Origin of the sequence: Streptomyces sp. ISL-12 (assembly GCF_018614415.1) — a bacterium.
Lineage (GTDB): Bacteria > Actinomycetota > Actinomycetes > Streptomycetales > Streptomycetaceae > Streptomyces.
The window spans coordinates 1-11,895 of the sequence record NZ_JAGGOO010000073.1 but is presented as its reverse complement, the minus strand read 5'-3'; the positions used below and the strand labels follow the sequence as shown (position 1 = coordinate 11,895).

Here is an 11,895-nt window from a genome sequence, read left to right as displayed (position 1 = left end):
TACCAGGTAGCAGGCGTGGATGCCGGGGCGGGAGTCGATCAGGGTCATGTCGAGGTCGAAGCCGACGGTGGGGGTAGTCATGGGGTCCATTGTGGTGGGGGCGTGTCGCGGTCCCGTCGCTTCTAGGGCCTGTCGTTTGGATCAGGACGCAGGACATCGGCGGGACTTGTCCATGCCGGTGAGCGGGGTCTGGTGCGTGCAGCTGCAAGGCGGAGGAGGGAGTCGACGCGGAGCGTCGGCGAGTGACGACAACGCCGCAGATGCGCGTGCCAGACCCCGCGTCTGCGGCGTGATCCAAACGACAGGCCCTAGGCCCCGCTGCCCCTCACCGCGCCTCCGGCGGCCGCTGCCGGGGCATGTTCGGCCGGGTGCCGCCCGGCGGCGCCCCGAGCCGCCCCGGCACCACCGCCCCCTCCGCGGCCCGTCCCCCCGCGACCCCGCCCGCCTGGATGCCCAACGGCGCCGACCCCGTCCGGAACTCCACCATCCAGTCCGCCGTCTCCGCCCGCACCAGCTCCGTCACGTCCTCGGAGAACCGCCGCAGCACCAGCAGACACCGCTCCGCCGCCTCCCCGGCCGTCCCCTCGGCGGGACCGAGCACCTCCCGTACGCTCTCCGACGCCCAGTCGAACTGCAGCACCTGGAGCCGCCGCTGCACCGCCTGCGCCGTGGCCACGTCCCGCATCCAGCCGGACGTCACCCCGAAGTACCGGTCCGCTGCCACACACGCCACCCCGAGCAGCAGCGCCAGATACCCCCAGGGCGCGACCCCGCCCACCACCCCCGTCATGTCCAGCAACGGCAGCGCCGCCCCCGCGACCGCCCCCGCCGCCGCCCCGCCGCGCAGCACCCGCGCCCCCCGCCGCTTCCACGTCCGGTCCGCGAGGTACCACGCCGCCGTCTCCAGCGCCCCCCGCTCCACCCACCGGTACAGCTCGTCCAGACGCTCGGCCGGCCGCCCCCAGTCGCCGAGCGGAAAGGCCCGTCCCGTCAGGTCACCCGGTTCACCTTGACCCACCCGGCACTCCCCACTGATCAAACGTCACTGTTCGAACAAGCACTCTGCGTGACGACTCCGACGCGCCGGACCCTTCCTACCCCCCGATGGGTGGCGAAAGCCCCGGTATCACCGCTTTTCCGCCCGGAAGAGGTCGCTGATCAGGGACAGGGGTCACTGCCTCTCACTCGAAAGAGTGCTGGGGCGAGGGCCGCCCGGACCACGTAGGCTCGTGCCAAACGGAAAAGCCCACAGCGAAACCGCGCAACGAAACCGCGCAACGAAACGCACAGCGAAAACCGCAGCGACGACAGGAGCTGATCGTGATCCCCGGTGGTGGCCAGCCCAACATGCAGCAGCTGCTCCAGCAGGCCCAGAAGATGCAGCAGGACCTGGCCAAGGCCCAGGAGGAACTGGCGCGGACCGAGGTCGACGGCCAGGCCGGCGGCGGCCTGGTGAAGGCCACCGTCACCGGCTCGGGCGAGCTGCGCGGCCTCGTGATCGACCCCGAGGCGGTGGACCCGGAGGACACCGAGACCCTCGCCGACCTGGTCGTCGCCGCGGTCCAGGCCGCCAACGAGAACGCCCAGACGCTTCAGCAGCAGAAGCTCGGTCCGCTGGCCCAGGGTCTCGGCGGCGGGGGCAGCGGCATCCCGGGTCTGCCTTTCTAAGACGGCCCCCGGCCCCTTACCGTACGTACTGAAGGAACCCCAGGAAGGACGGCAGTCCGTTGTACGAAGGCGTGGTCCAGGACCTCATCGACGAACTGGGGCGGCTGCCCGGCGTCGGTCCCAAGAGCGCGCAGCGGATCGCCTTCCACATCCTCCAGGCGGAACCGACCGACGTACGGCGTCTCGCGCACGCCCTGATGGAGGTCAAGGCGAAGGTCCGCTTCTGCGCGACCTGCGGCAACGTCGCGCAGGAGGAGTACTGCAACATCTGCCGCGACACCCGCCGCGACCCCGCCGTCATCTGCGTGGTCGAGGAACCGAAGGACGTCGTGGCCATCGAGCGCACGCGTGAGTTCCGCGGCCGGTACCACGTGCTCGGCGGCGCGATCAGCCCGATCGACGGCGTGGGCCCCGACGACCTGCGTATACGGGAACTTCTCGCGCGGTTGGCCGACGGTACGGTCACGGAGCTGATCCTGGCCACGGACCCGAATCTGGAAGGCGAGGCCACGGCGACGTACCTCGCCCGCATGATCAAGCCCATGGGCCTCAAGGTCACCCGCCTGGCCAGCGGCCTCCCGGTGGGCGGCGACCTGGAATACGCGGACGAGGTGACCCTCGGCCGCGCCTTCGAGGGGAGACGACTCCTAGATGTCTGACGCCACGCTGCACGCGACCGACCAGAACCCGGACGACTTCGCGGTCCAGATCGCCGACCAGGTGGAGAGCTTCCTGGTCGCCGTCACGGAGGTCGCCAAGGGCGACGAACCGGCCTCCGCCGTCCCCTTCCTCCTCCTGGAGGTCTCCCAGCTCCTGCTGGCCGGCGGACGCCTGGGCGCCCACGAGGACATCGTCCCGGACGAGCGCTACGAGCCCGACCCGGGCCCGGAGCTGGACGTGGACGAACTCCGCGAGAACCTCGCCCGCCTCCTGGAGCCCGTCGACGTCTACTCCGAGGTCTTCGACCCCTACGAGCCCCGCAAGGCCCCCGTCCCGGCCCGCATCTCGGACGACCTGACCGACGTCATCACCGACCTGCGCCACGGCATGGTCCACTACCGCGCCGGCCGCACCACGGAGGCCCTGTGGTGGTGGCAGTTCTCCTACTTCTCCAACTGGGGCTCCACCGCGTCGGCGACCCTGCGCGCCCTCCAGTCGGTCGTCGCCCACGTCCGCCTCAACCAGCCCCTGGCCGCCCTCGACGGCCTCGACACCGACCAGGACCTCGGCGACGAGGCCCTGGAGGCGGAGGCCGGCCGGGTCATGGTGGAGGAGATCGCGGGCCCGCTGGGCCTGCGCCCGGTCAAGTAGCTCCCCACATCCCCTTCGCCACGGTCGTCACCCCGCCCGCCAGTGCCAGCCCGAGCACCAGCCACCGCGCCCGCCGCTCCGACAGCCGCCCGGCGAGCGCCCGGCCGATCAGCATGCCCACGGCCAGGGCGCCCGCGACCCACGTCCACTGCGCGCCGTCGAGCCCCGGCGTGCCGTGGGCCGCGACGGAGAAGACGTTGACGACGACGCCGTAGAAGAAGGCGTTCGGCACGAACTCCCGTGCCGTCCAGCCCGCGTTGACCGCGTACAGGGACATCGGCGGACCCCCGACCCCGGCGGCCGAGTTCATGACGCCGCCCATCGCCCCCGCCGCGACCGCGCCCCTGGTGCCGCGCAGGGCGTGGACGCGGGCGCCGCCCATGACGAGCAGTACGGCGACCGTCACCAGCGCGCCCATGATGATCAGGAGGGCCGGTTCGGGCAGGTGCCCGGTCAGCCAGGCCCCCACCGGCACGGTGCACGCCGACGCGACGCACAACGGCACCATCGCCCCCACCCGTACCCGCCGCCACCCCTCCGCCAGTCCGATCAGGCAGATCACCCCTGACGCGCAGTTGGCGAGGACGACCCCGTCCGCCGGCCCGAGCAGCAGCACCAGGGCGGGTACGGCGACCAGCGCGAACCCCATCCCCGTCAGCCACTGCACGGACGCCCCGAGCAGTACGATCCCGGCCAGCAGCACGTCGTCCATCGGCCGATCATCGCAGCGCGTCCCGCAGCCGGACAGGACACACGTAGGGCGCGGTCGCCGTGGGCCCGCTGTACCAGCGCAACGGCCGTGCGGAGCCACCGCCGGGATCCCCGAGCCCGTCGGCATCCCCCTCGACACCGAACCCCTCAAGGAGCCGGCCGACTGGACCCTTCCGCTTGTGAACGTGTGACCCACGGCACGTTCCGAGTGGCTCGCCGCAACCCTGGGCATGAGCCTGCCTGGACGACCGGGCGGACGGCAGGTCTCACCATGCGATATCGCAGGGGCCAAAACCGGACGCTCGTTAGACTGAGCCGACCGCAGTACATACACGTACGTGCGGAAAGAGACGGATTGAGCGAGGAGCGCACGTGGGCCTTGTCGTGCAGAAGTACGGAGGCTCCTCCGTAGCCGATGCCGAAGGCATCAAGCGCGTCGCCAAGCGGATCGTGGAAGCGAAGAAGAACGGCAACCAGGTGGTCGCCGTCGTTTCCGCGATGGGCGACACGACGGACGAGCTGATCGATCTCGCCGAGCAGGTTTCCCCGATGCCTGCCGGGCGTGAGCTCGACATGCTGCTGACCGCCGGAGAGCGGATCTCCATGGCCCTGCTGGCGATGGCGATCAAAAACCTGGGCCACGAGGCCCAGTCGTTCACCGGCAGCCAGGCAGGTGTCATCACCGACTCGGTCCACAACAAAGCCCGGATCATCGACGTCACGCCGGGTCGCATCAAGACCTCGGTGGACGAGGGCAACATCGCCATCGTGGCCGGCTTCCAGGGCGTCAGCCAGGACAGCAAGGACATCACCACGCTGGGGCGCGGCGGTTCCGACACCACCGCCGTGGCGCTGGCCGCCGCGCTCGACGCCGACGTCTGCGAGATCTACACCGACGTCGACGGCGTGTTCACCGCCGACCCGCGCGTGGTGAGCAAGGCGAAGAAGATCGACTGGATCTCCTTCGAGGACATGCTGGAGCTGGCCGCCAACGGTTCGAAGGTGCTGCTCCACCGGTGCGTCGAGTACGCCCGCCGGTACGACATCCCGATCCACGTCCGGTCCAGTTTCAGCGGGCTCCAGGGCACCTGGGTCAGCAGCGAGCCGATCAAGCAAGGGGAACAGCAGGTGGAGCAGGCCATGATCTCCGGTGTCGCGCACGACACCTCCGAGGCCAAGATCACGGTCGTCGGCGTGCCCGACAAGCCGGGCGAGGCGGCCACGATCTTCCGCACGATCGCCGACGCCCAGATCAACATCGACATGATCGTGCAGAACGTGTCCGCCGCCTCCACCGGCCTGACGGACATCTCCTTCACCCTCCCGGCGACCGAGGGCCGCAAGGCCATCGACGCCCTGGAGAACAACCGCTCCGGCATCGGCTTCGAGTCGCTGCGCTACGACGACCAGATCGGCAAGATCTCGCTGGTCGGGGCCGGGATGAAGACCAACCCGGGCGTGACCGCCGACTTCTTCAAGGCGCTCAGCGACGCCGGGGTGAACATCGAGCTGATCTCGACCTCCGAGATCCGCATCTCGGTCGTCACCCGCAAGGACGACGTCAACGACGCCGTGCGCGCCGTGCACACCGCCTTCGGCCTGGACTCCGAGAGCGACGAGGCCGTGGTCTACGGAGGCACCGGCCGCTGATGGCCGAAACCGAACGGTCCCCACGGACCGAACGGTCCCCACGGACCGATCCGTCCCCACGGGCCGGGAAGCCGACGCTCGCCGTCGTCGGCGCCACCGGCGTCGTGGGGTCGGTCATGCTCCAGATCCTGTCCCAGCACGCGGACATCTGGGGCGAGATCCGCCTGCTCGCCTCCCCCCGCTCGGCCGGCCGCAAGCTGGCCGTGCGCGGGGAGGAGACCGAGGTCGTCGCGCTCACCGAGGACGCCTTCGACGGGGTCGACGTCGCCATGTTCGACGTACCCGACGAGGTCGCCGAGCAGTGGGCGCCGATCGCCGCGGCCAAGGGCGTGGTCGTGATCGACAATTCGAGCGCCTTCCGGATGGACCCGGACGTGCCGCTGGTGGTGCCGGAGGTCAACGCGCACGCGGTGCGGATGCGCCCGCGCGGCATCATCGCCAACCCGAACTGCACGACGCTGTCCATGATCGTGGCGCTGGGCGCGCTGCACGCCGAGTTCGGTCTGCGCGAGCTGGTGGTCTCCTCGTACCAGGCGGTGAGCGGGGCAGGGCGGGACGGCGTCGAGACGCTGCGCCGTCAGCTCTCCCTGGTGGCCGGTACGGAACTGGGGACCAACCCCGGTGACCTGCGGCGGGCCGTCGGCGACGACACCGGTCCGTTCCCCGAGCCGGTCGCGCTGAACGTCGTACCGTGGGCCGGGTCGGCGCGGGAGGACGGCTGGTCCTCGGAGGAGATGAAGGTGCGGGACGAGTCCCGCAAGATCCTCGGGCTGCCGCAGCTGCCCGTGGCGGTGACGTGCGTACGGGTGCCCGTGGTCACCACGCACTCCCTGACCGTGCACGCCCGCTTCGAGGGTGAGGTCACCGTCGGCCGGGCCCGCGAGATCCTGGCCACCGCGCCGGGTGTCGTCCTCTTCGACAACCCCGCCGCCGGTGAGTTCCCCACGCCCGCCGACGCGGTCGGCACGGATCCGACCTGGGTGGGCAGGGTGCGCCGGGCGCTGGACGATCCCACCGCGCTCGAACTCTTCGTGTGCGGAGACAACTTGCGCAAGGGCGCGGCGTTGAACACCGCGCAGATCGCGGAGCTGGTCGCCGCCGAGCAGGCGTGAGAAGCCCCCGGCGGGGGCGAGAAATTACCAGCCGGTTTCACGTGAAACGTTTGTAGGATCTGTGTTAGCGATGTGATCCGGTCGTTGGTCCGGATCTATTGATCAATGACCGGGTGCCGTCAGAGGATTTCCTCCCCGCCGTCCGCAACCACGCGGACGGCGGGGAGCGTCTTTGCGGTCACCCCATCCGGGGCGCGGGGGCGCCGAGGCGCGGACGTGGGGACGTCCATGCCGTAGGGCACATAGGGGAAGAGCGGGACGCATGACGGCGAACGAGGCACCAGCGGGGGCACAGCCGGACGCGAGAGCGAACGAGGTGAACAAGGCGCTCGGCGCGTACAACCCTCATGGGGCGACGCGTGTCCAACTGGCGTGGCAGAGGTACTCGACTTGTCCCCCAAGCTCTTCGAGCAGGGGGTGCCCCCAGCGGCGGCACGCGGCACGGCCCTCCGGCCGACCCGTCGGCTCGCGCGTGCTCGCGCGGCCGGCGGCATGCCGGTGATCGCCCCCATGCCCGCAGCCCAGCCCGCACCCCTGCCGGCGCAGCGAGATGGTGCCGAGGACGTCGCGGCGGCGGGCACCACCGTCGACCACCTCACCGAGACGTACCGCACCCACTACCGGTCGCTGCTCGGCCTGGCCGCGCTCCTGCTCGACGACACCGCCTCCTGCGAGGACGTCGTACAGGAGGCGTTCATCCGCGTGCACTCGGCGCGCAAGCGGGTCCGTGACCCCCAGAAGACGCTGGCGTACCTGCGGCAGACGGTCGTCAACCTGTCCCGGTCGGCCCTGCGCCGCCGGATCATCGGCCTGAAGCTGCTGTCGAAGCCGATGCCCGACATGGCGAGCGCGGAAGAGGGCGCCTACGACCAGCTGGAGCGCGACTCCCTGATCAAGGCGATGAAGGGCCTCCAGCGCCGTCAGCGCGAGGTCCTGGTCCTCAGGTACTTCGCCGACATGACCGAGGCGCAGGTGGCCGAGACGCTCGGTATATCGCTGGGCTCGGTCAAGGCGTACGGTTCGCGTGGCATCGCCGCCCTCAGGCTGGCCATGGGGGAGCCGGCATGAGTGACGGCACCGGTGCGTCGCACGGACCGGACGGACAAGAGCGGAACCACTCGCACGCTGGGAACGGAACTGTGAACCACGGCCCCTACGAACTCGACAACGGGCAGGAACCTGCGCCCGGGGACGGGACCGAGGCCGGAGCGGAGCCCGCGGAAAGGGCTGGGGCGGAGGCCGGCGACGGGCTCGCGCCGGACGAGCTGGCCCTGCGCCGATTGCTCCACCAGGCCGTCCAGGAGGTGGAACCCCGCGAGGGCGCCCTGGAGCAGCTGCGCCGCGCGGTCCCCGCCCGACGCGCTCGCAAGCGGCAGGCCGCCGTGGGCATGGCCGCCGCCGCCCTCTTCATCGGCACCGCCGTCCCCGCCCTGGTCCACGTCTCCAACTCCACCGGTCCGGGCGCCGACCCGTCCGTGGCCGGCCACGCCTCCCAGGCGCAGGGCGGCGCCGGCCAGGGAAAGGACCCGGCCGGCGGGCAGAGCGCCACCGTCGGCTCCCCCGAGAAGGGCAAGGACAAGGGGGAGGCCGGGCAGAAGGAGAAGGACAAGGACAAGGAGACCGCCGCCGGCGGTGGAGCGGCCACCGGCGCCGACCCCTCGACCAGCAGCGGCACCACCACGGCCGCCTGTACGGCGGACCAGCTGGGTGCCGCCGTGGGCTCCAGCGCCGCACCCGACTCGACCGGCGTGGTCTACGGCTCCTTCCGGGTCAGCAACGTCTCCTCGGCCGGCTGCACCGTCGGCGGCCCCGGCTCGGTGAGCGTGACCGCCCAGGGCGCGGCGGACCCCACCAGGATCGGCACCGCGCGGCACGCGGCCGGGGACCCGGCGACCGGGCTGCCGGACCCGTCCCTGGAGGCCGGGCAGCTGCTGCTGGAGCCGGGCGGGGCGTACGAGGTGCGGTTCGCCTGGGTGCCCTCGGAGACGTGCCCCACCGGCGGGGGCACGGACGGCGGCACCGGGGACCCCTCACCGGACCCGTCGCCCACCGAGACCACCGGCACCGGCACCACCGACAACGCGAGCACCACCACCGGCACCACGCCCCAGCTGATCGCGGTGGACGCCCCGGCCGACGGCAGCGTGGCCGTGACGTACACGACGGAGACGGGTGCGGGCGCGGCGACGGCGACGGTGGCCAACGCCTGCGCGGGGACGGTGTACTGGACGGGCGTGCTGGCGGGGTCTTAGAGGTTCCCCGCGGGCTGCTTGTGCTGCTCGCCGGATCCCGGTCCGTCCGCCGCGGACCCGTCCGCCGCGGACTCGTCCACCGGGGCCAGCCCCAGCTCCGCGTCCCGGGCCAGCTCCACCTCGCGGCGCAGCAGCCGGAACCACATGAAGACCACGAAACCCACGAACGCGAACCACTCGGCGGTGTAGCCGAGGTTCTGGAACGCCTTCAGGTCCAGGCCGGAGTCCTGCGTCTCGCTGAGCGGCACGGCCCGCATCCCCGAGTCGCCCTCGTTGAGGGTGACGTACGCGTCGTACACGTCGTACGGCACGAGGTTCACCAGCGAGGCCGCGCTGATCGCGGCGGTCTGGCCGTCGGGGAGGCCGCCGCGGGCGCTGACGCCGTTGTCGCCCGGCGTCTCGGACGCCTGGAGCGCGCCGGTGACGGTGACCTCGCCGGTGGGCGGGGCCGGGGCCTTCGCCGGGTCCGCCTCGCCGGGCAGCCAGCCGCGTACGACGGGCAGCGCCCGGCCGTCGTCGGTGCGCAGCATCGTCAGGACGTAGTAGCCCTCGCGGTCGTCCAGGGTGCGGTCGGGGACGAGGAGCTGGTCGGCGTAGCGGCCGGTGACGGTGGTCTGGTGGTTGACGGTCGCCTTGTCCACCGGCAGCAGGTCGGCCAGCGGGCGGGCGGCCTGGGTCTGGGCCGCCTCGGCCAGCCGGTCCGCGGTGTGGTGGTCGTCGACCCGGTCCTCGAACCGGCTCAGCTGCCAGGAGCCCATGAAGACGCAGAAGGGGATCGCGAGCACGACGAAGACGTTGATCCCCCACCAGCGGGGCGTCAGCAGGAACCGGTACACGCCCTCAACGGTACGGGTTCGGATGCGCGCAACGGCCGCGGGGTCGGAGTTTTCCACAGGCTGGGGGCCGGATCTGCGGGAAGGCCGCCCGGCCGGGCAGTATGGGGCCATGAGTGAGAGCAACGGGTCCATGCCCGACTGGGAGAAGCGGTTCCGGGCGCCGAGGGTGTCCCTGCCGGACTGGGCGGAGGACGCGCCGGACCGCTCCCTGTTCGTGTCGAACGTGACGGGGACGTACGAGCTGTACGCCTGGGACCGGTCGACCGGCGAGCAGCGGCAGGCCACCGACCGTCCCAACGGCACGACGGACGGGGTGCTCTCGCCGGACGGCGCGTGGATCTGGTGGTTCGACGACAAGGACGGCGACGAGTTCGGCGTCTGGCGCCGCCAGCCCTTCGCGGGCGGCGCGGACGAACTGGCGGTGCCGGGCCTCGACCCCTCCTACCCGGCGGGCCTCGCCCTCGGCCGCGACGGCCGTACGGCGGTGATCGGCCGCTCCACGGACGAGGACGGTACGACGATCCACCTGGCGCGCGGTGACGACGGCCCCGTGGAGATCTACCGCCACCGCGAATCCGCGGGCGTCGGCGACCTCTCCCACGACGGTTCGCTGATCGCCGTCGAGCACACCGAGCACGGCGACGCGATGCACTCGGCGCTGCGCGTGCTGCGCCCCGACGGCACCAAGGTCGCGGAGCTGGACGACACCGAGGGCGGCACGCGGGAGCTGGGCCTGGAGGTGCTGGGCTTCGCCCCCGTCGACGGAGACACCCGCCTGCTCATCGGGCACCAGCGGCGGGGCCGCTGGGAGCCGCTGGTCTGGGACGTGGCGACGGGCGAGGAGACCGACCTCGCGCTGGAGCTGCCGGGCGACGTGAGCGCCGAGTGGTTCCCCGACGGCTCGGGCCTGCTGATCGTGCACAGCTTCGAGGCCCGCAGCGAGATGTTCCGCTACGACCTGGCGGCGCGCGAGCTGATCGAGATCCCCACCCCGGCCGGCATGGTCTCGGGGGCGACGGCCCGCCCCGACGGCAGCGTGGAGTACCTGTGGTCGTCGGCCGCCGAGCCGCCGGCGGTGCGGTCGACGTCCGGGCGCGTCGTCCTCGACCCCCCGGGCATGAAGTCGCCGGGCTCGGTGCCGGTGGAGGACGTGTGGGTGGAGGGCCCCGGCGGGCGCATCCACGCCCTGGTCCAGAAGCCGGCGGGCGTGACCGGGCCGCTGCCGACGGTCTTCGACATCCACGGCGGCCCGACCTACCACGACAGCGATTCCTTCGCCGCGGGCCCGGCGGCCTGGGTCGACCACGGCTACGCGGTGGTCCGGGTCAACTACCGGGGCTCCACCGGTTACGGCCGTGCCTGGACCGACGCCCTGAAGCACCGGGTCGGCCTCATCGAGCTGGAGGACATCGCCGCGGTCCGCGAGTGGGCGGTCACCTCCGGTCTCGCCGACCCCGCCCGGCTGATCCTCACCGGCGGTTCCTGGGGCGGCTACCTCACCCTGCTCGGCATCGGCACCCAGCCGGACGCCTGGGCCCTGGGCATCGCGGCGGTCCCGGTCGCCGACTACGTCACCGCGTACCACGACGAGATGGAGGCGCTGAAGGCCCTCGACCGCACGCTGCTGGGCGGCACCCCGGAGGAGGTCCCCGAGCGCTTCGCGGCGTCCTCCCCCCTGACGTACGTCGACGACGTGAAGGCCCCGGTCTACATCTCGGCGGGCGTCAACGACCCCCGCTGCCCGATCCGCCAGGTCGAGAACTACGTCAAGCGCCTGGAGGCCAGGGGAGCCGTCCACGAGGTCTACCGCTACGACGCGGGGCACGGTTCGTTGGTGGTCGACGAACGCATCAAGCAGCTGCGACTGGAACTCGACTTCGCAGAACGGCATCTGCCCCGCCCCTGAGGTCCTCGGGCAACCTCTCGGCGCACCGAGCGGGGCACACGTGGAGGGGTCCTTCGGGCGGGCCGAGCCGGGTGCGCGTAGAGGGGCCCTGCGGGCGGGCCGGTTCGGTGCGCGGCATCCGTGGCGTGTCGAGGGACCTCTCGGCGGACCGAGTCGGGCGGTGGGCGGGCACAGGCCGGGGGCCAGGGGGCGGAGCCCCCTGGCGGAGGTGACACGCAGGGCACCCAGCCCTACGCACCCAGCCCTACGCACCCAGCCCTACGCACCCAGCCCTACGCACCCACCCCTACGCCGGGCCCCCCCCCCCCCCCGCGGCCCCCGGGGGGAGGGCGGCACCCCCGTCCGGGGGGGGGCGGCCCCCCCGTTTCCCCCGGGGGCCCCCCCCCGCCCCCCCCCCGCGCGGCGGCCCCCCCCCCCCCCTTGCCGCACCCCCCAACACGCCCCCCGCC

The 11,895-nt window shown here is 72.2% G+C and carries 11 protein-coding genes and 1 pseudogene; 8 read left to right on the top strand and 4 right to left on the bottom strand.

Features of this window, described 5'->3' with window-relative positions; genetic code table 11:
• Together J7I94_RS38480 and J7I94_RS20790 are read right to left on the bottom strand one after the other, a co-directional pair.
• Positions 1 to 90, bottom strand: a pseudogene (locus tag J7I94_RS38480) (HAD family hydrolase); the annotation flags it as partial.
• Positions 91 to 325: 235 nt separating this feature from the next.
• A complete protein-coding gene (locus J7I94_RS20790; protein ID WP_308114647.1) occupies positions 326 to 1,018 on the bottom strand; it encodes an SLATT domain-containing protein in 693 nt (230 codons plus the stop codon).
• A 302-nt stretch (positions 1,019 to 1,320) separates the two neighbouring features.
• Between J7I94_RS20790 and J7I94_RS20785 the strand changes: the two genes are divergently transcribed.
• From J7I94_RS20785 to J7I94_RS20775, 3 genes are read left to right on the top strand one after another with little or no spacing between them, the layout of a single operon-like run.
• Positions 1,321 to 1,668, top strand: a complete 348-nt coding sequence (locus tag J7I94_RS20785) for a YbaB/EbfC family nucleoid-associated protein (protein ID WP_215168683.1) — start codon at positions 1,321 to 1,323, stop codon at positions 1,666 to 1,668.
• Between the two features lie 59 nt (positions 1,669 to 1,727).
• Complete coding sequence (gene recR, locus J7I94_RS20780) at positions 1,728 to 2,327, top strand: recombination mediator RecR (RefSeq protein ID WP_215168682.1); 600 nt, start codon at positions 1,728 to 1,730, stop codon at positions 2,325 to 2,327.
• Positions 2,320 to 2,979, top strand: a complete 660-nt coding sequence (locus J7I94_RS20775; protein ID WP_215168681.1) for a DUF5063 domain-containing protein — start codon at positions 2,320 to 2,322, stop codon at positions 2,977 to 2,979. Before recR ends, J7I94_RS20775 begins: the two co-directional genes overlap by 8 nt.
• Here J7I94_RS20775 and J7I94_RS20770 read toward each other — a convergent pair.
• Positions 2,972 to 3,691 carry a sulfite exporter TauE/SafE family protein gene (locus J7I94_RS20770; protein WP_215168680.1) on the bottom strand — a complete coding sequence of 240 codons (720 nt, stop codon included), beginning with the start codon at positions 3,689 to 3,691 and terminating at the stop codon, positions 2,972 to 2,974. The genes J7I94_RS20775 and J7I94_RS20770 overlap by 8 nt on opposite strands.
• Before the next feature lie 371 nt (positions 3,692 to 4,062).
• Here J7I94_RS20770 and J7I94_RS20765 point away from each other — a divergent pair, with 371 nt between their 5' ends.
• From J7I94_RS20765 to J7I94_RS20750, 4 genes are all read left to right on the top strand, one after another.
• Entirely contained in the window at positions 4,063 to 5,340 is a 1,278-nt protein-coding gene (locus J7I94_RS20765) for an aspartate kinase (protein ID WP_215168679.1), read from the top strand.
• Positions 5,340 to 6,452, top strand: coding sequence for an aspartate-semialdehyde dehydrogenase (locus J7I94_RS20760; protein WP_215168678.1), 1,113 nt, complete (start codon positions 5,340 to 5,342; stop codon positions 6,450 to 6,452). Before J7I94_RS20765 ends, J7I94_RS20760 begins: the two co-directional genes overlap by 1 nt.
• Positions 6,453 to 6,944: 492 nt before the next feature.
• Complete coding sequence (locus tag J7I94_RS20755; protein WP_215168685.1) at positions 6,945 to 7,520, top strand: SigE family RNA polymerase sigma factor; 576 nt, start codon at positions 6,945 to 6,947, stop codon at positions 7,518 to 7,520.
• Positions 7,521 to 7,591: 71 nt separating this feature from the next.
• Positions 7,592 to 8,704 carry a hypothetical protein gene (locus tag J7I94_RS20750; protein ID WP_308114646.1) on the top strand — a complete coding sequence of 371 codons (1,113 nt, stop codon included), beginning with the start codon at positions 7,592 to 7,594 and terminating at the stop codon, positions 8,702 to 8,704.
• Here J7I94_RS20750 and J7I94_RS20745 read toward each other — a convergent pair.
• The gene (locus tag J7I94_RS20745; protein WP_308114645.1) at positions 8,701 to 9,540 is read right to left on the bottom strand and encodes an SURF1 family protein; all 840 of its coding nucleotides are present in this window, start codon (positions 9,538 to 9,540) and stop codon (positions 8,701 to 8,703) included. The two genes, J7I94_RS20750 and J7I94_RS20745, sit on opposite strands and share 4 nt — an antisense overlap.
• Before the next feature lie 109 nt (positions 9,541 to 9,649).
• On the opposite strand from J7I94_RS20745, the gene J7I94_RS20740 reads away from it, so the two are divergent.
• On the top strand, positions 9,650 to 11,446 hold the full coding sequence (locus tag J7I94_RS20740) for a prolyl oligopeptidase family serine peptidase (RefSeq protein WP_215168676.1): 1,797 nt from the start codon (positions 9,650 to 9,652) through the stop codon (positions 11,444 to 11,446).
• The last annotated feature ends 449 nt before the right edge of the window (positions 11,447 to 11,895 follow it).

Bases quoted from the DNA above. Each gene is read 5' to 3' on its own strand.
- J7I94_RS20775 (WP_215168681.1), top strand. From the start codon at position 2,320: ATGTCTGACGCCACGCTGCACGCGACCGACCAGAACCCGGACGACTTC.
- J7I94_RS20770 (WP_215168680.1), bottom strand. From the start codon at position 3,691: ATGGACGACGTGCTGCTGGCCGGGATCGTACTGCTCGGGGCGTCCGTG.
- J7I94_RS20760 (WP_215168678.1), top strand. From the start codon at position 5,340: ATGGCCGAAACCGAACGGTCCCCACGGACCGAACGGTCCCCACGGACC.
- J7I94_RS20755 (WP_215168685.1), top strand. From the start codon at position 6,945: ATGCCGGTGATCGCCCCCATGCCCGCAGCCCAGCCCGCACCCCTGCCG.
- J7I94_RS20740 (WP_215168676.1), top strand. From the start codon at position 9,650: ATGAGTGAGAGCAACGGGTCCATGCCCGACTGGGAGAAGCGGTTCCGG.